General features: G+C 29.0%; 17 protein-coding genes. 10 read left to right on the top strand and 7 right to left on the bottom strand.

The features are described from left to right. Positions 1-7 precede the first annotated feature (7 nt). The 10 genes from FPD38_RS04650 (at position 8) to FPD38_RS04695 (ending at position 9495) form a co-directional block, all read left to right on the top strand. On the top strand, positions 8-394 hold the full coding sequence (locus FPD38_RS04650; RefSeq protein ID WP_147555582.1) for a hypothetical protein: 387 nt from the start codon (positions 8-10) through the stop codon (positions 392-394). Next, positions 391-2034, top strand: coding sequence for a dynamin family protein (locus tag FPD38_RS04655; protein WP_147555583.1), 1644 nt, complete (start codon positions 391-393; stop codon positions 2032-2034). Before FPD38_RS04650 ends, FPD38_RS04655 begins: the two co-directional genes overlap by 4 nt. Then, complete coding sequence (locus FPD38_RS04660) at positions 2031-3527, top strand: GTPase (RefSeq protein WP_147555584.1); 1497 nt, start codon at positions 2031-2033, stop codon at positions 3525-3527. The genes FPD38_RS04655 and FPD38_RS04660 overlap by 4 nt, the downstream gene beginning before the upstream one ends. 77 nt (positions 3528-3604) lie before the next feature. Next, a complete protein-coding gene (locus FPD38_RS04665; protein ID WP_147555585.1) occupies positions 3605-3958 on the top strand; it encodes a hypothetical protein in 354 nt (117 codons plus the stop codon). Between the two features lie 19 nt (positions 3959-3977). Further along, entirely contained in the window at positions 3978-4172 is a 195-nt protein-coding gene (locus tag FPD38_RS04670; protein ID WP_147555586.1) for a hypothetical protein, read from the top strand. 72 nt (positions 4173-4244) lie between these two features. Next, positions 4245-4466, top strand: coding sequence for a hypothetical protein (locus FPD38_RS04675; RefSeq protein ID WP_147555587.1), 222 nt, complete (start codon positions 4245-4247; stop codon positions 4464-4466). Positions 4467-4565: 99 nt separating this feature from the next. Beyond that, positions 4566-6614: a GTPase gene (locus FPD38_RS04680; protein ID WP_147555588.1), complete on the top strand. Its 2049-nt coding sequence runs from the start codon at positions 4566-4568 to the stop codon at positions 6612-6614. Continuing rightward, a complete protein-coding gene (locus FPD38_RS04685; RefSeq protein ID WP_147555589.1) occupies positions 6611-8305 on the top strand; it encodes a LeoA/HP0731 family dynamin-like GTPase in 1695 nt (564 codons plus the stop codon). Before FPD38_RS04680 ends, FPD38_RS04685 begins: the two co-directional genes overlap by 4 nt. Positions 8306-8313: 8 nt before the next feature. Continuing rightward, entirely contained in the window at positions 8314-8619 is a 306-nt protein-coding gene (locus FPD38_RS04690) for a hypothetical protein (RefSeq protein WP_147555590.1), read from the top strand. Between the two features lie 9 nt (positions 8620-8628). Next, complete coding sequence (locus FPD38_RS04695; RefSeq protein ID WP_147555591.1) at positions 8629-9495, top strand: helix-turn-helix transcriptional regulator; 867 nt, start codon at positions 8629-8631, stop codon at positions 9493-9495. Here FPD38_RS04695 and FPD38_RS04700 read toward each other — a convergent pair. From FPD38_RS04700 to purB, 7 genes are all read right to left on the bottom strand, one after another. Continuing rightward, positions 9492-10583 (bottom strand): DNA adenine methylase, encoded by a 1092-nt coding sequence (locus FPD38_RS04700; RefSeq protein ID WP_147555592.1) that lies wholly within the window; start codon positions 10581-10583, stop codon positions 9492-9494. The two genes, FPD38_RS04695 and FPD38_RS04700, sit on opposite strands and share 4 nt — an antisense overlap. 32 nt (positions 10584-10615) lie before the next feature. Then, on the bottom strand, positions 10616-11137 hold the full coding sequence (infC, locus tag FPD38_RS04705; protein WP_147555593.1) for a translation initiation factor IF-3: 522 nt from the start codon (positions 11135-11137) through the stop codon (positions 10616-10618). After that, positions 11134-12945, bottom strand: a complete 1812-nt coding sequence (gene thrS, locus FPD38_RS04710; protein WP_147555594.1) for a threonine--tRNA ligase — start codon at positions 12943-12945, stop codon at positions 11134-11136. Before thrS ends, infC begins: the two co-directional genes overlap by 4 nt. Positions 12946-13051: 106 nt before the next feature. Beyond that, positions 13052-13852, bottom strand: coding sequence for an undecaprenyl-diphosphate phosphatase (locus FPD38_RS04715; RefSeq protein WP_147555646.1), 801 nt, complete (start codon positions 13850-13852; stop codon positions 13052-13054). Between the two features lie 2 nt (positions 13853-13854). Then, positions 13855-15840, bottom strand: coding sequence for an OPT family oligopeptide transporter (locus tag FPD38_RS04720; RefSeq protein ID WP_147555647.1), 1986 nt, complete (start codon positions 15838-15840; stop codon positions 13855-13857). Positions 15841-15856: 16 nt separating this feature from the next. Then, positions 15857-18226, bottom strand: a complete 2370-nt coding sequence (locus FPD38_RS04725; RefSeq protein ID WP_147555595.1) for a ribonucleoside-diphosphate reductase subunit alpha — start codon at positions 18224-18226, stop codon at positions 15857-15859. Positions 18227-18240: 14 nt separating this feature from the next. Continuing rightward, positions 18241-19569, bottom strand: a complete 1329-nt coding sequence (purB, locus tag FPD38_RS04730; RefSeq protein WP_147555596.1) for an adenylosuccinate lyase — start codon at positions 19567-19569, stop codon at positions 18241-18243. Positions 19570-19593: the final 24 nt, after the last annotated feature.

The raw sequence follows: 19593 nt of genomic DNA on the forward strand, positions 1-19593 counted from the left end.
AGAAAAAATGTTACCATGGATTATAGGAGCAGCTGCGATTTTTGTTGGTAAAAAAATATATGATAGCGTTACCGAAAATGATGATGATAGTTATAGTTTTGAACAAAAAGAACAATCTGATAAAAAAAGACAATATGAAAATTTGCTTAATGAGTATAAAAAATATTTTAAATCCAAAAATATAGAAGTTGAATTTAAATCATCATCGCTACTATACAATAATTTTATAAATTTTATTAACTGCCAATCTAATACAAACAATAATTTTATAAAATTTATTAAAAGCCAAGAGCTTGATGAGCTTAATGAACAAATACATTCACTTACAAACGATATTAAACAATTAAAAGAAATTCAAAATAAATTAAAAACAAAATTAGAGGAAATTTTATGAAAGAACAATTAAATCAATTCTATCACGACCTAGAAAAATTAAGCATAATAGGAACTAATTTACTTAAAAAAAGAGAGCAGGTAGAAAATTATATAAAAGAATTTAAAGAAAATTGTGTAAAAATCAATATAGCTCAACTAGAAGCTAAAAATCAAGAAATTGGTGAATTTCTAAAACAAAAACTAGATTCAATACATCTAGCTATATCTAACTGGGAAAATGAAATTTTAAAACTTTCCAATGAAGATAAATTCAGAGATGAATTAGAAAATAATTTCATCGTTATCATTTATGGAAAAGTAAAAGCTGGCAAAAGCACTTTAGGAAATTTTGTAGCTAGCAATTGCCTAGAAAATCAAAAACCTTATTTTAAAGTCTATGATAAAGCGGGAAAAGAAAGAGAAAGTGAAAAACTAGAAGAAATTCAAGAATTTAAAACAGATATTACAGAATGCACTAGTTCTATACAATTATTTAAACTAGGTGGAAAAAATGAAAATGGTGGTATAGCATGGGTAGATACTCCTGGATTGTTATCTACAACAGAAGAAAATGGAAATTTAGCCAAACAATACATTGAAGCTGCTGATTATATCATCTTTCCAACTAGCTCTGATGCACCTTTACAAAATGATGAAACAGAGCAAATCAAAGAATTAGTAAATTCTGGTAAAGGCTCTGCCTTGAGATTAATCATCACAAAATCAGACAAAACAACAGAAGATGAAGTGGATGGAAAAATAGTTGCTGTATTGGAAAATAAAAAAGAAGAAGATAGAAAAAAACAAGAAGAATATATTTTAAACACAATCAAAGAAAAAATTCCAAATTTAGAACAAAATGAAAAAATTATGTCAATTTCAGTTTTTACAGCACAAGAAGGGATTAAAACAAATAATACAGAATTATTTAAAAACAGCAATATAGAAGAATTTTATAATTCTATGTCCTTAGTGCTAACAAAGAAAGCTCAAAAGTTAAAAGAAGAAGTGCCTCAAAAAAGATTAAATTCTTTAATTGATCATATTTTAGAAAAATCAAGCGCTAAAGAAGATTATCAAGCTTTAAACAATCTAATCGAAGAAAAAAAGAGAGAAGGACAAACTATACAATCTGATTTAAATAATAAAATTTCTTTATTATTACATGAAGAGCTAACTACCATAACAAATGAACTCAATGAATTTAATGCAGAGGAAAAATTTAAAAACACAGCAAAAACTATAGCAGAAAAAGTAAATAACCAAATATGCTCTGAAGTTAATAAACTAGTAAATGATTTTGTTATGCGATTTAACATCATAGCTCCTGCTTTAGATTCAAAAATAGAAACAAAATATAAAACATACAAATATACCATACCGAGAGGCTTTTTTGAAAAAATTATAAATACCATCAGTTTTGACTATTTCTACAAAGAAGAAACAACAAATAAAAAAATCAAAGCAGGTGATAATAGGTCTGAATTGATAGAAAAAAATATCCAATTGCTAAAAAAACACTATGAGGAGGTAGCAAATGAGAGTATTAAAACATTTTATAATGATGTTTTAGTTCCTTGTGAAAAAATAGCAGAAGGATTAAAAATAAACATTATAAGCCTAGAAAACAAATTATTAAAACTAAAGGAAAATAAATGAAAAATATAATTGAACAATACAAAAACAAAATTACAATTTTACAAAATATAGAATCAGAACTAATTGATCATCAAATTTGCAATCAAGAAAAAATAACTCATCTTAAAAATACTTTGCAAGATAAAATAGAAAATTTTAAACCAAAAATGATGGTTTATGGGGTATATAATTCTGGAAAAAGCACCTTGATAAATGCCTTAGTAGGTAAAGAAGTGGCAAAAACAGGTGATGCTCCTGAAACAAAACAAGTACAATCTTACAAATATAATGATCTTGAAATTTTTGATACTCCAGGAGTAAATGCACCCGAAGAAGATCAAAAAATAGCAGATGATTATTATAAGCAATGTGAATTGATTTTGTTTGTAATGAGCAATGAAAATGTTGAGCAAACCTTTTTATATGAAAAAATAAAAAAAATTATAGATGATAAAAAATCAGCTATTATTATCTTAAATAAAAAACAAAATGTAAGCGATGAAGATGATATTAAGCAACGCGAAGTAATTTACTTAAATCTTGAAAAATTTGGTTTTGATAAAGAAGATGCTAAAGAAAAAATATCAGTTTATTCGGTTAATGCATTAAGTGCTTATAAAGGTAAATCTGAAAATAAAAATCTTTTATATGAAAATAGTGGATTTTATGAACTTGAAAACAAAATCAAAGATTTATTCTATAGCAGTGGCGAAAAAGAAATAATACAATTATGTAATAAAAATATTAATGATTTTATAGATGATGTTAATATATCTATAGATAAAAAGTTAGATGATAAATCTATAGAAATTATAGAAAATTTCATCAGCAACACTCAACGCGAAAAAGAAGTAGTAAAACATGAATTACTAGGTATTGTCAATGAAAAATGTTCTAAATTAGAAAATGAGTTATATGATAAAAGCGAAGGCAACACAGCTTTACTTGAAGATGTGATAAAACAAAGTATAGATGAAATAAAACAAAAATTAGAAAATACCATGAAAGAAAAAGTTGAAAATCTCAAAAAAAATATTGAAAATATCAACTATACTTTTGATAAATTAAGTAAATGTGATGAAATTAAATTTAATACCTCTGACTCTGATGAAGATGCTGGTATAACAGATTTCTTAAAAAATGATGCGAAAAAATGGTTAAATGGACTAGAGCTTGTACTTACAACAATTCCGCATCCTCTTGCCAAAATAGCCCTATCTTTTGTTAAGTCTATAAATTTATTCCTATCCAATATATTTTCAGATAATGAAACAGAAGAACAAAACAGACAAAATAAAGCAAAACAAATGCACATTATCAATGAAATAAAAAATATAATTCTTCGTATTGAAGGTAATTTTACAAAAGCAATAACTGAACAAGTTAATGATATTTATAATCCGATTATCAATAGTAAATTATCTGAGAAATTAAGCACAGAAGAGCTTAATGCTAAGTTGCTAGATATAAAAAATCGTATCGGAGAACTAAACCACGAATTACCAACTGCATAAATTTATAAAAAACGACACAACCTGTCATAAAGCTAAAATATAATTCCTTTTGTAGATCAAAACAAAAGGAGTTATTTATGGGAAAATTGGGTTTTATTTTAGGTGGAGTTGCTTTAGCTGCAACTGGATATGGATTAAAAAAATGGTATGACAAGACCAAAGAAGAAAATGCATACTGGACTGATGATCCAAAAGACATAGCATGCGAAATGCTTGGGCAAGCTGCTGAAAAAGTCTATAATGCAGTAGATGATAAATTTTTCAACGAACCTTTAATTGTTTCAGATTTATTTGGTAGAAAAGAAACCATAGAAAACAATCCTGAACTCAAAGAAAAATACGAACAAACATGCACTAACATAAAAGAGATTTTTGAAAACGCAAATCCAAACGAAACGAAAGAGCAAAAATTAGATAATGTTAATAATTAAATTATATAAAGGAAATTGAATGATACGTCCTATGCCGTTTAAAAAAGTATGTAAAAAATGCGGGTATTCTAAAGTAATAGTTCCAAAATCTGATGTTATGCCATTTATGGGTGATGTTTTTACTTGCCCAAAATGCAAAAAACCTCTCCAAAGAAAAAACGCTAATGCCTTAGAAATGGCATTTAGCACCATACTAAGCGCTTTTAAAAGATAATGCTAACTTACGCGACACAACCTGTCACAAAGCTAAAATATAATTCTTTTTACATTGAAATAAAGGAGTTAAATGGCGATTATAATTGGCATCATAGTGATGATAGCTACTGCTATATGGGCTATAGTTTGCGGAGCCTTTTGGGCTTTGCTTGTGTTTGTATTATTTTGTGTTATTTTGCCGAGTTTATTTTTAATAGAAAAATACGGAATTATAAATGTAGCAGTGTCTTATGTGCTAATTTTAGCAGGCTTAGTGGTGCTTATAAGAATTATTAAAAGCAATAAAACTTAAGCAAATTTAGATATAATAAAAAATAAATTAAAAATTGAATAAAATTCATAATTAGACTGATATAATCAGCATCCATACAATAATAATTGGAGAGAATTTTTGGAAAATATTTATCAAAAAATAAAAGTTAACATTGATGATTTAGAATATATATTTAATAATACCAATGATAATGATAAGATAAGTGATTTAAACCAAAACGCCTTATCTATATTTAAAGATCTAAAACAAAATAGTATAAAAGAGCTTGATGTTTTAAAAGATAATCAAGAATGGAATAATTTTACTATAGCATTTTATGGAGAAACTAACGCGGGCAAATCTACGCTTATAGAAGCTTTAAGAATTTATTTTAAAGAAAAAATTAAACTAGAACAAGAAGAACAATTCAATCAATTTAGTTTGGAATATAACGAGCGTTTTGAAGATAGTGAGCAAAAAATTCAAGCATTTGAAGAGCAAATAATAACTCTCTCAAAAAACAAAGAATCTATAGAACTACAATTGCAGGATTTAAATAATAAGGGAATATTTTCTAAAATCTTAATTTTTTTTGTAGGTAATTTAAAAAAACTCAAAAAAAATCTTTTAGAAATTGATGATAATATTGCTTTTATTATTCAAGAAAAAGAAAGATATTGCAAAGAAAAACAAGATTTAGAAGATAAAATTTTAGAAGTTCAAGATGGAGTTATTATAGGTGATGGTAGAAGTGATTTTACAAAAAATCTTTCTGCTTATAGTCTTACTTATAATCAAGAGTGTATTACTTTACTAGATGTTCCTGGCATAGAAGGCAATGAAAAGATAGTCATAGATGAAATATCCAAGGCAACAAAAAAAGCACATGCCGTTTTTTACATAAAAAGAGAACCAACTCCTCCTCAAAAAGGTAGCACTAGTAATAAAGGAACTATCGAAAAAATTCAAGAGCATTTAAGTGAGCATACCGAAGTCTATACTATCTATAATAAACCAATCAACAATGTAAGAGCCTTATCGCGTGGATTAATAAATGAAAATGAAGAAGAAAGTTTAAAAATTTTAGATGAAAAGATGCAAGAGATATTACACAATAATTATAAAACCTGCAAAATTATCAGTGCTCAAGTAGCATTTTATGGTGTTTCAAGATGTGTGTTTAAAAACACCGATCTTTATAAACAAAGGGCTAAATTTTTAGAACAATTAAAACCTGAAGAATTATTACAAAAATCTTATTTTTACGAATTTGTAGAATTTTTACAACAAGACTTGTTTAAAAATTTCAAAAAGAAAATTAAAATATCAAATTATAATAAAGCTTTAAAAGTTGTTGAAAAATTTATACAAAACATTGATGTAATTAACAAGCAATATATTTCTTTGCTTCAAGATTTTCAAAACATACAAAAATCAACCAGCAAAGATTTAGATCTATTAGTAAAAAATTTTATTTTAGATTTAGACAATGATTCTAATTTACAAATTGAAAAATTCCAAAATAAAACAAGAGGTATAATGTATAAAATTATAGAACAAGATATTACAGATGCTGATTTTAAAGATTATTTTGAGCAAGAAATTAAAAAACAAATCGAATTTTTGACGCAAAATACAGACAAATGTTTTAAGTCATTAATAGTAGAGTTTGAATCAAAACTGCAAAAAATTTTACAAAAATTTCAAGAAAAATTAAAAATAAGTACGGAAAATAATTTTAAAATAAACAACGAAATACCACTTAGTATAAATATAGATAGTGGTTTAGACAAAACAGCTCTTTTTGGTGCTTTAGGTGGCATGGTAGTAGCAGTAGCTGCAATGAATTTTTGGAATCCTGGTGGGTGGGTAGTTTTAGCTCTTTCTGTTATCTCTGGATTTATTGGAGTTTTTAAGTCTATTAGAAAAATGTTTGACAAAAACTATAAGCGTTCTCAACAAAAAAAATCAGTGGATGAAAATTTAAGAAAAATCTTATCTAAATTACAAGATGATATTAAAAAACAATTAAAAGATAATGATAAAAATATTAAAGATCCTATAAATAATATAAAAAATACACTACTACATCCTATAACACATTTAAAAACAACTATTGGTGATCTTGATAAAATAAAAAATGATTTAGACAAACTAGCAAATACTATAAGAAAGGATATTATATGAATCAAACTATTGCAGAATTTAAAACCTTGCAGCAAAAAAATTTAGAGCTTTTAACTAGCTTATTAAATTTTGTAACAGAAGGAGAAAGTTATGGTATTGAAGTAGATAGTTCTTTTATTAAGAAATTACAAAATACTATTAATAATGTAAACAATGAAAAGCTAAAAGTAGCTTTGATAGGAGGTTTTTCAGAAGGCAAAACATCTATAGCAGCTGCTTGGGTTGAAAGACTAGATAAACAAAGTATGAAAATAAATCATCAAGAGTCAAGCGATGCTATTCAAATTTATCCAATTGATGATGATTTAGAGCTTGTGGATACTCCAGGATTATTTGGTTTTAAAGAAAAAATAAATGATGAAAATAAAATTGAACAGTATAAAGATATTACTAAAAAATATATTAGCGAAGCACATTTGATCCTTTATATTTTAAATCCGTCTAATCCTATTAAAGATTCACATAAAGATGAATTAAATTGGATGTTTAGAACTCTTAATCTTTTACCAAGAACAATTTTTGTTTTAAGTAAATTTGATGAAATCGCAGATATAGAAGATGAGCTAGATTATAATCATAATCTAGCTATTAAACAAGAAAATATCAAAAAGAGATTAAATGATTTAATTGGTTTATCAGACAAAGAAAAGGAACAACTAAGTATAGTTGCGGTATCAGCAAACCCTTTTGATGAAGGGGTTGAATATTGGCTTAAACATAAAGATGAGTTCCAAAAACTTTCTCATATAAAAAATTTACAAAATGAAACAGAGAAGAAGATTAGTGAAAATGGAGGAAAACTAGCGATAGTTGAAGATACTAAAGAAAGTATTATTAAGGATATACTAACAAAACAACTCCCAGTGGCCAAAAATTTACACAATGTCTTTTGTGATGGTTTAGACAGATTAAAACAAACTGCTTTAAATATGCAAGATAATATCGATGAACTTGATAGTGATATAGCTCATGCTCGTATAAAACTAAGAGAGTTTATAATGGATTATTTTAATGGACTTTGCGAACAATTACAAGGAACAACACTAGATACTTTTGGTGCTTTTATAACAAGAGAAATAGGACAAAATGGTATCAATATAGACACTAAAATTCAAAATGCTTTTGATAAGCAAACACATAGAATCCATACTCAATTTTCTAGAATTAAAACTAATTTTACAACAGAACTTTCTTTTTTTGAAAACAGCATTTCAGCTTTTGGAAAACAAGGGGTAAATTTTTTGCGCCACAGCGGGGTGATAAATGCTACTAATATAAAAATCGCAAGAGATGTTGTAGTTCAAGGTGCTAAATACATAGGAATTGATCTAGGATTAAAATTTAAACCTTGGGGTGCGGTTAATTTAGCAAATAAAGCTAATGTGGTTATTACAGTTATTGGAATTGGTATAGAACTTTGGGATAGTTATAAGCAAGCACAGAGAGAAAAAGAATTTCAATTAACCAAACAAAAAATGGAAAATAATTTTCACGAGCAAAAATCAGAAATTATAGAACTAATTAATGATGAAAAAATATTTAAGGAGAGATTTTTTCCAAAAGTCTCCGATTTAGAATCAGCCTTAAAGCATATTAAAGATAATATCTTAGAAGAAGAAAATCGTAAAAATTCTTTTTCTAATTGGCTTAAAAAGGGTGAAGAAATTATAGACACCCAAATAGTTTTATAGGTAATACCATGCTAAACAAACTACCTCAACTTTTTTCACTGCTTTTTAGTTATAAATCAAACATCTTTGATATCATCTCAAAGCCAAAGCAAGCTTATACTTACACCAAATTTGCTTTTGAGCTTAAAGAACTTTATGAAAAAGAAAACGACAAAACCGAAGCTGCTTTTATTATCCTAGATAGAGTGCTTAAATTTAAAAAAGAAAATCCTGATGATTTTGATGATTTTTTAAAGCTTATCCAAGAACTTTTAGTTACTTATGAAAAAGATCCAAAATCAATCAAACAAAATATAAAGGATTTGCTAAAATAAAGGCATATTATGGACAAAGACAAACTTTCTACGCGTTTAGTATCTATACTGCAGTGTTTAAACAATGGTGAGCGTTTTAGCTTAGAAGAACTTGCACAAGAATTTAATGTCAGCATTCGCACCATACAAAGAGACTTGCATGAGCGTCTTGCTTTTATGCCTATAAAAAAAGAAAATGGAAAATACTTTTTAGAAAGTTACGCTCTAGGGAAATTAAGCTTTAAAGATATGCAAAATTTTGCTATATTAAGCGGTATTGGCAAACTTTATCCTAGTTTAGATAAAGAATTTTTAAATGATTTATTAAATGAAAAAATAAACAAAGCATTTTTAATAAAAAATAAAAATTATGAAATTCTCAATAGAGAAAATTTTGAAGATCTAAGTACAGCTATAATAGCAAAATACACTATTAATTTTTACTACAAAGAAAAATATAGAAAAGTTTATCCTTACAAACTTATAAATATAGATAATATATGGTATCTTTTAGCCGATGAAAATGATACTTTAAAAACCTTTACTTTTTCCAAAATAAGCAAATTAAAAATAAACAAAAAAGAAAATTTCACACCTAAAGAAAAATTTATCAGCCAAATAGAAAAAAATCAAAACAATTGGATAGTTGAAAAAGAAAAAGAAGCTATTTTAAAAATAGATAAAAAAGCAAAAGAGTATTTTTTAAGAAAAAATGCTTCAAACAAATATAAACTTATAGAAGAAAATGAAGAATTTTTGTATATAAAAACTTTTTATTCTTACGATGATGAACTTTTAAATTTAGTAAGATATTGGATACCATATATAAAGATTTGCCAACCTTTAATCTTAAAAGAAAAGCTATATGAGCAATTAACCTTATATATGAAAGATTAATACTTCTTTAGCACATAAAGTTGTTCTTGTATATGTATAGAGCGTTTAGAAAGATTTCTACTAGCTCTAAATGCATTGTATTTTTGCTCTAAAATTTCGCATTTTCCAAGACTTTGTAAACGCTTTAAAAAACTATCTTTTTTTACAAAACCTTCGCAATTATAAGAAAGTAAAACAATCTTGGCTTTTAAATCATTTATCAAATCAAACAAAGCGTCTTCAGCTTTATTTTGCTTGTTAAAAGCACTTCGGTTCCAGTCTTTTGGAATGCCAGAAATTTTAGAAATATCTTTTGGTTTTTTATAATTAGCAATCAAATTTAACATAAAGTAATTTGATCCGTAAGGATGTTGATTATAAGGAGGATCTAAATATGCCACATCAAAACCATCAAGCTCTTTGGCTAAAACATTTGCATCTTTTTGAAATACTTTAAAATCGCAAGTATAATTTGAAAAAATAGGCATTTTTAAAGCGATATCACCTTTAATACGAGTTAGTGCATTTTCACCTACTCCACCAAATTTTCCCATGCCATTTTTGTCTTTATAAAAACCTTTAAAAACCCCGCTAGTATTTGCATGAACACTAGCTTCATAAATGAGTGGCGCAATGAAGTATTTTTGCATATCACAAGGTAATTTTGAAATATTTTGTCTCATGGTATCTAAATACATCGCATTTTTAAGTGTATAAAATACCCTTTCTTCTTTTTTAATGCTCTCATCATCATTAGGAGCATAGAGCTTGCTGATAAAGCCTTTTTTTAGTGTTAGATTAGAAGTTAAAATTTCATAATATTTTTGTAGTTCTTGTAAAAAATCTGTATTTTGATTGGTCAAATAGCACTCATTAATGATTTTAGAATAATCTTCCAAATCATTTGCTATGATAAAACTCGCATAAGGCTTCACAAAACGCGAAACTATACCCGAACCACTAAATATATCACAAAAGCTAAATTTGTCTTTTTTTAGCTCATTTTGTACAAATTTAAAGCCTTGGTTTAAAAATTCGAGCAAAGATCTTTTGTTTCCAAGATAAGTTATGATTTGTTCTTTTAAAAAAGCAGGATTTTCTTTTTTCATCAATTTAAAGCACAAGCCTTAAAGGCTTGTAATTACTTTTTCTTTTTAGGAGTTACTAACATATTTACATAACGACCTTCAAGTAAAGGTTCTTTATCTCTATCTGATATCTCTTGTACCATTTGCCAAATTTTTTCAAGCAAAGCTATAGCCGCTTCTGGAGTACCCATTTCACGACCTTTTAGAAAAACTCTAAATTTAACATGCTTGCCTTGTTCTAAAAATTCACTAGCGTGTTTTACTTTATAATTTATATCATTTTGAGCAATTTTTACAGAAAGTTTGATTTCTTTAACATCAATAACTTTTTGTTTTTTCTTGGCTTCTTTTTGTTTTTTCTCTTGCTGATAGCGGAATTTTCCATAGTCCATTATTTTACATACTGGTGGTTTTGCATCAGGAGCTATCATCACTAAATCAAGCCCTAGTCTATTTGCTATATCTAAAGCTTCATCTGAACTAATAATACCATAAACTTTTCCATCATCACCTATACATCTAATCTCATCTGCCTCGATTTCATCATTTAGCAAAACTTCTTTTTCTTTACTCAAAAGCGTACCTCACTTAATTTCTCCTTTGTTAGGGTTATAAAATCATCTAAAGTCAATGTTTTTTGTTCTTTTGCTCTTCTATCTCTTAATGCAACACTTTCATTTGCCACTTCTTCATCGCCTAATACAAGTATCATAGGAACATGTGCTTTTTCAGCTAAGCGAATTTTTTTATTTAAGCTTTCGTTTTTGGCATAAATTTCACTATCGATACCAAGCTCTAAAAGCTGTGCGGCAATTTTTTTTGCATATTCATGGTGATTTTGTGAAATTGGTACTATAGCCACTTGAGTTGGTGCTATAAAAAATGGCAACTCGCCGCCACAATGTTCTATTAAAATTCCTATAAATCTTTCAAAAGAACCTAAAATCGCACGATGAAGCATTACAGGTTGCTTTTTTTCGTTATTTGCATCGGTATATTCAAGTTCAAAACGATTTGGCAAATTAAAATCTACTTGTATGGTTCCACATTGCCATTTTCTTTTTAGTGCATCTGTTATTTTTATATCTATTTTTGGACCATAAAAAGCTCCACCGCCTTCATCTATGCCATATTTTAAACCCTGCTCGTTTAGAGCTTCTTTTAAAGCATTAGTAGCTATATTCCAAATTTCATCATCACCAATTGCTTTGTTTGGTTTAGTAGAAATTTCCATTTCATAGTCAAATTCAAAAGCTTTCATTAAAGTATCAACAAAACTTAAAATTTCTAAAACTTGCTCTTTGATTTGACTTGGCATACAAAAAATATGTGCATCATCTTGAGTGAATTCTCTAACTCTAAAAAGCCCATGCAAAACACCGCTTTTTTCATGTCTATGAACCACGCCATATTCAAAAAATTTTAAAGGTAAATCTCTATAAGATCTCACATCATTTTGATAAACTTTGATATGCCCCACACAATTCATAGGTTTTATACCATATTCTTGCTCATCAATTTGAGTAAAATACATATTTTCTTTATAATTTGCATAATGCCCGCTTATTTTCCAAGCATCAGCTTTTAAAAGCTCTGGACCTCTAACTGGCTCATATCCTCTTAATCTATGAGCTTTGTATAATAAATGCTCCAACTTACTTCTTAATTTTGCACCACTACTAAGCCATATAGGAAGTCCGCCTCCTATTTCATCATCAAAAGCAAAAAGTTTCATTTCATTACCAAGCTTTCTATGATCTCTTTTTTTTGCTTCTTCTATGATTTTTAAATATTCATTTAAGCTTTCTTTATCAGCAAATGCCACACCATAAATTCTAGTGAGCATTTCTCTTTTTTCATCGCCACCTAAATATGCTCCAGCAACTCGTGTTAATTTGAAAAATCTCAAATATATTGTATTGGGCACATGAGGACCTCTACATAGATCCTCAAAATCGCCTTGTTTATAAACACTTACCTTACCATCTGGAATTCTTAACAAAACTTCTTGTTTTAAATCATCATCTATAAATTTTTCTTTGACTTCTTGTTTTGAAAGCTCATATTTGGTTATATCTAGCTTTAATTGAGCTAGTTCTTTCATTTTCTTTTCTATCTTAGCTAGATCTTCTTCAGAAATTTTACTATTTACTCTAAAATCATAGTAAAATCCATCTTCTATAACAGGACCAACAAAAAATTTAGCTTCTGGATATAAGCTTTTAATAGCTTGCGCCATCAAATGCGCACAAGAATGACGAATGACTTCTAAGCTATCTTTAGAATTATCAAAAAAAATCGGAGTTAAATTTGCATTATCTTTACAGCTTTGAGTGTCTATCAAAGCACCATTATCTATATATGCGATAATATCTTTTGTCATTTTTACCCTTATCACTCACCTACTTTGTGAGCTTCATTTAAAATTCTAAAGACAATTTTAGCTATGAAAACTTAATATTATTTTAAATTAAGCATATTTTATGTTTTTAAATACTAGTTTTACTTGTATCTAAAATTCCATTTGTAAAAAGCCATAAAAAGATTAAACCTAAAATTATCCTATAAATTCCAAATGGTATAAAATTTATCTTACCAATAAGCTTTAAAAAAATTTTAATCACTATAAATGCTGTTATAAATGCTGTTATAAAACCTATTGACAAAGGTATGAAATTATTCACATTATTTAAAATTTCTGGCTCTTTATAAATACTATAAGAAGTTGCAGCTATCATAGTAGGAATCGCAAGTAAAAATGAAAATTCAGAAGCAATTTTACGATCAAGTCCTAACAACAACCCCCCAATAATACTAGCACCACTTCTTGAAGTCCCTGGTATGATAGCTAAAGCTTGAGTTAAGCCTATTAAAAAAGCCTGCTTATAGCTTACCTCATCTAAAGAATGTATAGCATAATCTTTTTTTCTATGTTTAAGCTCTATAATGATAAATATAATACCCCCTATAATAAGCATAGTGGCTACCGTATAACCATTAAATAATTCTTTTAAAAATTTATACATTATAAAGCCTACACCACCTGCTGGTAAAAAACCCACAAATAATTTAAGCCATATGTCTATTTTTTGGGCTAGTCTATCTTTAAATATAAAAATCACAGCTAGGATAGATCCAAGCTGGATTATGATAAAAAAACTACGCCAAAAATCATCAATTTGCAAACGCAAAAGCTCTGCTCCTAAGATCATATGACCTGTAGAAGAAACAGGTAAAAATTCAGTCAAACCTTCTATGATTCCTAGGATTAAAGCATAATAATATTCTATATTCATTTTTTAAGCACTCTTTTTATAAAAATAAATATAATCATTACAAAAACAATTAAACCAATACTTTCACTATTTTGAAAAGAACTTGTTATTGCAAGTGGATTTTCAATGCCATATTTACTCACAGAAAATACCGTTAAACCAGCTATAAGCACACCAAAAATACTTTCTCCTACTATCAATCCTGAAGCAAATAAAATGCCTTTTTGTTCATGCTCTTGTATAAGTTCTTTTTTGTGTGCGTTGTTGTGATATTTTCTCTCAAGACGCTTTTTGGTTAAATATGCTATTAAGCCACCTATAAACAAAGGCGTACTTACAACAGGTGGTAAATAAATACCTATACCAACGGCCAAAGGAGGTAAAGACATATTTTTCTTTCTTAATAAACGATCTATGATAATAACACCAATTCCTACAAAAGCTCCTATAATAATATAATTCCAATCCATATTGGCATTAAAAATACCTTGAGCTATGGTATTCATTAAATTTGCTTGTGGTGCTGCTAAAGCATTTGCCGCATCCATATCTTCTCTTGGCATAGCACCTACAAAACCATAGGCCTGATAAAGCAAATTTAAAACAGGAGCTATAGCTAAGGCCCCAAAAAAACATCCTATAATCAAAGAAACTTGTTGTTTCCAAGGAGTAGCTCCTACCAAATAACCTGTTTTTAAATCTTGCAAGTTATCATTAGATATAGCTGCAGTCGCTAAAATAACACTGGTGGTAAAAATAGCAAAAGCGATTGCAAATTTAGCCATTAAAGGATCGCTAAATAAATTTATTTTATATCCTATTAATAATATAATCAAAGAAGAAACCATAATAGCTATAATGCCTATACCTGATATAGGAGATGAAGAAGATCCAACCAATCCTGCCATATAACCACAAGCTGATGCGACAAAAAATCCTATAAAAACAGCTAATAAAGTCCCCAAAAACGCAAAAAGTACTTGATGAGAGCTAGACAAATTTGAATCAGCCACAAAAGCATAAAAAGATACAAACAAACCAAAAACCATTAATGCAAATAAAATCAACATCACCTTCAAAGATAAATCTGTATCTTTAGAATCTTTATAAACATTAAAAGATGTTGTTTTGAGTAAATTTCTTATTCCTTCATATACAGGTTTTGCAAGTTCAAGTAAAGTCCATAAAGCTGCTATAGCTATAGCACCTGTACCTATAAGACGCACTTTTTGTGCCCAAATTTGATTAGCTATATCTAAAGCACTTAAGCTTATATCAAAACTTTCTTTAGCAGAAAAATAAGGGACAAATACCGCCCAAGCTAAAATCATCCCTGCAAGCAAAGCTACTCCACCAGCTATTCCTACTAAATACCCAGCTCCTAATAAAGCTACGGAATATCCCATAGATAAACCAAAAGCCATTTTTTGCCACATAAAAGCAAAACTACTCCCACCTGCAATTAATTTAAATCCACTTAAAAACAAACTCACTATCGATGCTAAAATGGCCCCTAAGCCTATTTCTTTTAAACCAATTTTTCCTTTTTTATCAGCTTGATCTTTGTTAGCAACCTTTAAAATTTCAGCCGCAGCGCGTCCTTCAGGATATGCTAATTTACTTTCAACAACCATAGTTTTTCTCAAAGGTATGGTAAAAAGCACCCCTAAACCTCCACCGCAAAGACAAAGCATAAAAGTCAGCCATAAAGGAAATTCAAACCAATATCCACACATAAAAAGACCTGGGATGACAAAAATTACTGCCGAAAGCGTTCCTGCAGCAGAAACTTGAGTTTGAACCATATTGTTTTCTAAAATGTTTGAATCTTTAAAGAATTTTAAAACTGCCATTGCAATCACAACAGCAGGAATCGAAGTAGAAAAAGTAAGACCCACCTTAAGCCCCAAATAAACATTTGAAGCTGTAAAAATAACCGTTAAAATACTTCCTAAAATTATACCTCTAAGCGTAAGCTCTGGTAATGAATTTTTCCTATACATATTTGCCTCTCCATTTTCACTGACAACCTTCACATTCTATAGAACGATCTGCTACATTAACCTTTTCACTATCTGGACTTTCACTTCTTAAATAATAAGTTGATTTTATACCAAGCTCCCATGCTAGTTGATAAATTTCATTTAAATATCCACCACTTGCTTTATCTAAAGATACAAAGATATTTAAAGATTGACCTTGATCTATCCATTTACCGCGTATAGCAGCAGCTTTAACTAAAATCTTTTGATCTAATTCATAAGCAGGGGTATAATACTGCCAAGTGTCAAGATTTAAATTTGGAACCACAGTAGGTATCATACCGCTTAAATTTTGCTCAAACCATTTTCTTTTATACACAGGCTCTATGGTTTGAGTAGTTCCAACCAAAATCGATATAGAAGAAGTTGGTGCTATAGCCATCAAATAACCATTTCTAATACCATCTCTTTTGAGCTTTTCTCTTAATTTTTCCCAATCACACTCACTTTGAGAAAACAATCCATCGCTAATTGTAAGTTTTTTAGCATTTTCATTAGCCACATCTATAGGAACTATACCCTTGCTCCAATTAGAACCTTCAAAATCAGGATATTTTCCTTTTTCTAAAGCCAAATTAGAACTAGCCAAAATAGCTTCATAGCTAATCATTTCCATAATGCGATCTATTCTTTCAAAATGCTCACTAGAACCCCAATGAATTTGATCTTGTGCTAGCATTTGTGCTTCACCCATTACACCAAGTCCTATAGCACGAGATTTCAAGTTGGTATTTTTTACTTTTAAATGAGGATAAAAATTTAAATCAATTACATTATCAAGCATTCTAATAGCTGTTGGGACAACTCTTTGGATATCTTCTTTTGTATTAATTTTGCTTAAATTTATACTAGCTAGATTACAAACTGCGGTTTTACCTTCGTTTTTAAATTTTTCTACTATATAAACTTTTTTACCATTAATGCTATCTAAGGTAGAAATTTTCTTAGCAAATTTTTCATAACCACCATCGATGATTATTTCATCGTCTTCATTAAAATTTTCAAAACTACCATCTTCATAAGTAACTTTTATTTGATAGTAATTTGGCTCTGTGTTTTGAAAAATTTCTGTACATAAATTTGAACTTCTTATGATCCCACTATGTGCATTTGGATTTGCTTTATTTGCACTATCTTTAAAACACAAAAATGGCAAACCGCTTTCAAAATAACTAAGCAGTATTTTTTTCCAAAGCTCTTTAGCATCAATTATTTCTTTAGCTATGCTTTCATCTTTTTCGTATTCTTCATATTTTTGCTCAAAAGCCTCACCATATAAATCACACAAATCTTGCGTATCAGCTGGATCAAATAAAGTCCATTTTCCATTTTCTCTTACACGCTTCATAAATAAATCATTCACCCATAAAGCCGGAAAAAGCTCATGAGCTCTTCTTCTTTCTTCACCTGAATTTTTACGCAAGTCTAAAAAGTCATTTATATCCATGTGCCAAGGTTCTATATAAACTGCAATCGCACCTTTTCTAGTACCAAGCTGATCTACTGCTACTGCTATATCATTAGTAATTTTTAAAAATGGTATTATCCCACCAGCCGCATTTTTATGTCCATCTATACTTCCGCCCATAGCACGCACTTTAGACCAATCCCAGCCTATACCACCACCAAATTTAGACAAAAGCGCCATTTCTTGATAAGAATCAAAAATTCCTTCTATGTTATCAGGCGTGCTTCCTATATAACATGAGCTTAATTGATGTCTTGTGGTTCTAGCATTAGACAGAGTTGGAGTTGCACACATCACTTCAAATTTGGAAATTAAATCATAAAATTTCTTAGCCCAAGTTTGGGAATCCAGCTCATTTTGTGCTAAAAACATCGCAATAGCCATAAACATATGCTGTGGAAGCTCTATGGGATTGCCTTTAGAATCTTTAATTAAATATCTATCATATAAAGTTTTAATCCCAAGATAGGTAAATTGCAAATCTCTGTTTGGATCTATATAGGAATTTAAATCATCTAAATCATACTTTTCTTTTAGACCGAGTAAAATTCTACCTTCTTTCTCACCTTTTTCAAGGTATTCTCTTAAATGCTTATATCCGCTATATCCACTTACTTTTTTATAAAGATCATATAAAAACAATCTTGCAGCAACAAAAGTCCAATTAGGCCTATCTATATCTATTTTATCTACAGCTGTTTTTATAAGAGTTTGTTGGATTTCTTCAGTACTTATACCATCGCGAAATTGAATTTTAGCATCAACTTCAAGCTCACTTTGACTTACATTATCCAAATTTGCTACAGCATCTGTGGTATATTTTTTAATTTTAGACACATCTAATTCTTCTGTGCGTCCATTTCTTTTTAATACCTTCATTTTTCCAACCCCTCTTATTGAAATGTTCTGTTAAAAATTTTATCTACATTTTTTGTGTAATAATCATAATTAAAACACTCTCTTATATCTGCCTCATTTAAAGATTTTTTAAGATCTTCATCGTTTAAAAGTGCTGTCAAAAACAAACTCTCACCTTTTTCATTTAAAGCCGACTTACCATTTTGTAAATCTTGCCAAACTTTCATTGCGTTTTTTTGAACTATTTTATAAGCATTTTCTCGACTGATGCCCTTTAATGGTAACTCAAGCAATACTCTTTGAGAAAATACAAGACCCCCTGTTAAATTTAAATTTTTCATCATATTTTCTGGATATACAAGTAATTTTTCTATCACCCCACAAAGTCTTGATAACATAAAATCAGTAGTTATAAAAGCATCTGGCAATATAAATCTTTCAACACTAGAATGGGATATATCTCTTTCATGCCATAAAGCTACATTTTCCAAAGCTGGAGTAACATAAGATCTTATAATCCTACAAAGTCCTGTTATATTTTCACTTAAAACTGGATTTCTCTTATGCGGCATAGCAGAGCTTCCTTTTTGCCCGCTTGAAAAATATTCTTCAGCTTCATAAACTTCAGTCCTTTGAAAATGGCGAATCGCTACAGCAATTTGTTCACAACTTGAAGCTAAAATCGCTAATGCTGAAATCACTTGAGCGTATCTGTCTCTTTGTATGATTTGATTAGAAACTAAAGCGGGTTTAAGACCTAAATTTTTGCAAACTTCTTCTTCAAATTCAAGCGGTGCATGAGCAAAATTTCCCATAGCTCCACTAATTTTACCATGACTGATAACTTCTTTAGCGCGGATGATTAAATCCTTAGCATGTATCAAAGAATCATACCAAATAGCCATTACCAAACCAAAAGTTATAGGCTCTCCATGAATTCCATGACTTCTTCCAACCATAAGAGTATTTTTGTGCTCATAAGCTCTAGTTTTAATAACTTTTAAAAGCTCATCCAAATCTTGTAGTATCAACTCTAAACTTTCTTTAATTTGCAAAGCTACAGCCGTATCGATACAATCTGAGCTTGTCATCGCATAATGCACAAAACGACTTTCATCTCCTAAATTTTCACTAATATTGGTTAAAAAAGCTATAACATCGTGCTTGGTAGTTTTTTCTATTTCATCGATTCTTGCTATATCAAATTTTGCATTTTTTAGAATTTTTTCACAATCTTCATCATTGATAAGTCCAAGTTTATTCCAAGCTTTTACCGCGGCTAATTCTACTTTTAACCAAGCATCATATTTTGCTTGAATATCCCATTTTTTAGCCATAACTTCTCTGCTATATCTTTCAACCATTTTAAGACCTTTTTTTGTATTATA

The sequence above is a fragment of the Campylobacter volucris genome, assembly GCF_008011665.1.
GTDB lineage: Bacteria > Campylobacterota > Campylobacteria > Campylobacterales > Campylobacteraceae > Campylobacter_D > Campylobacter_D volucris_A.

Bases quoted from the DNA above. Each gene is read 5' to 3' on its own strand.
- FPD38_RS04650 (WP_147555582.1), top strand. From the start codon at position 8: ATGTTACCATGGATTATAGGAGCAGCTGCGATTTTTGTTGGTAAAAAA.
- FPD38_RS04655 (WP_147555583.1), top strand. From the start codon at position 391: ATGAAAGAACAATTAAATCAATTCTATCACGACCTAGAAAAATTAAGC.
- FPD38_RS04660 (WP_147555584.1), top strand. From the start codon at position 2,031: ATGAAAAATATAATTGAACAATACAAAAACAAAATTACAATTTTACAA.
- FPD38_RS04665 (WP_147555585.1), top strand. From the start codon at position 3,605: ATGGGAAAATTGGGTTTTATTTTAGGTGGAGTTGCTTTAGCTGCAACT.
- FPD38_RS04670 (WP_147555586.1), top strand. From the start codon at position 3,978: ATGATACGTCCTATGCCGTTTAAAAAAGTATGTAAAAAATGCGGGTAT.
- FPD38_RS04675 (WP_147555587.1), top strand. From the start codon at position 4,245: ATGGCGATTATAATTGGCATCATAGTGATGATAGCTACTGCTATATGG.
- FPD38_RS04685 (WP_147555589.1), top strand. From the start codon at position 6,611: ATGAATCAAACTATTGCAGAATTTAAAACCTTGCAGCAAAAAAATTTA.
- FPD38_RS04690 (WP_147555590.1), top strand. From the start codon at position 8,314: ATGCTAAACAAACTACCTCAACTTTTTTCACTGCTTTTTAGTTATAAA.
- FPD38_RS04695 (WP_147555591.1), top strand. From the start codon at position 8,629: ATGGACAAAGACAAACTTTCTACGCGTTTAGTATCTATACTGCAGTGT.
- FPD38_RS04700 (WP_147555592.1), bottom strand. From the start codon at position 10,583: ATGAAAAAAGAAAATCCTGCTTTTTTAAAAGAACAAATCATAACTTAT.
- thrS (WP_147555594.1), bottom strand. From the start codon at position 12,945: ATGACAAAAGATATTATCGCATATATAGATAATGGTGCTTTGATAGAC.
- FPD38_RS04720 (WP_147555647.1), bottom strand. From the start codon at position 15,840: ATGTATAGGAAAAATTCATTACCAGAGCTTACGCTTAGAGGTATAATT.
- FPD38_RS04725 (WP_147555595.1), bottom strand. From the start codon at position 18,226: ATGAAGGTATTAAAAAGAAATGGACGCACAGAAGAATTAGATGTGTCT.
- purB (WP_147555596.1), bottom strand. From the start codon at position 19,569: ATGGTTGAAAGATATAGCAGAGAAGTTATGGCTAAAAAATGGGATATT.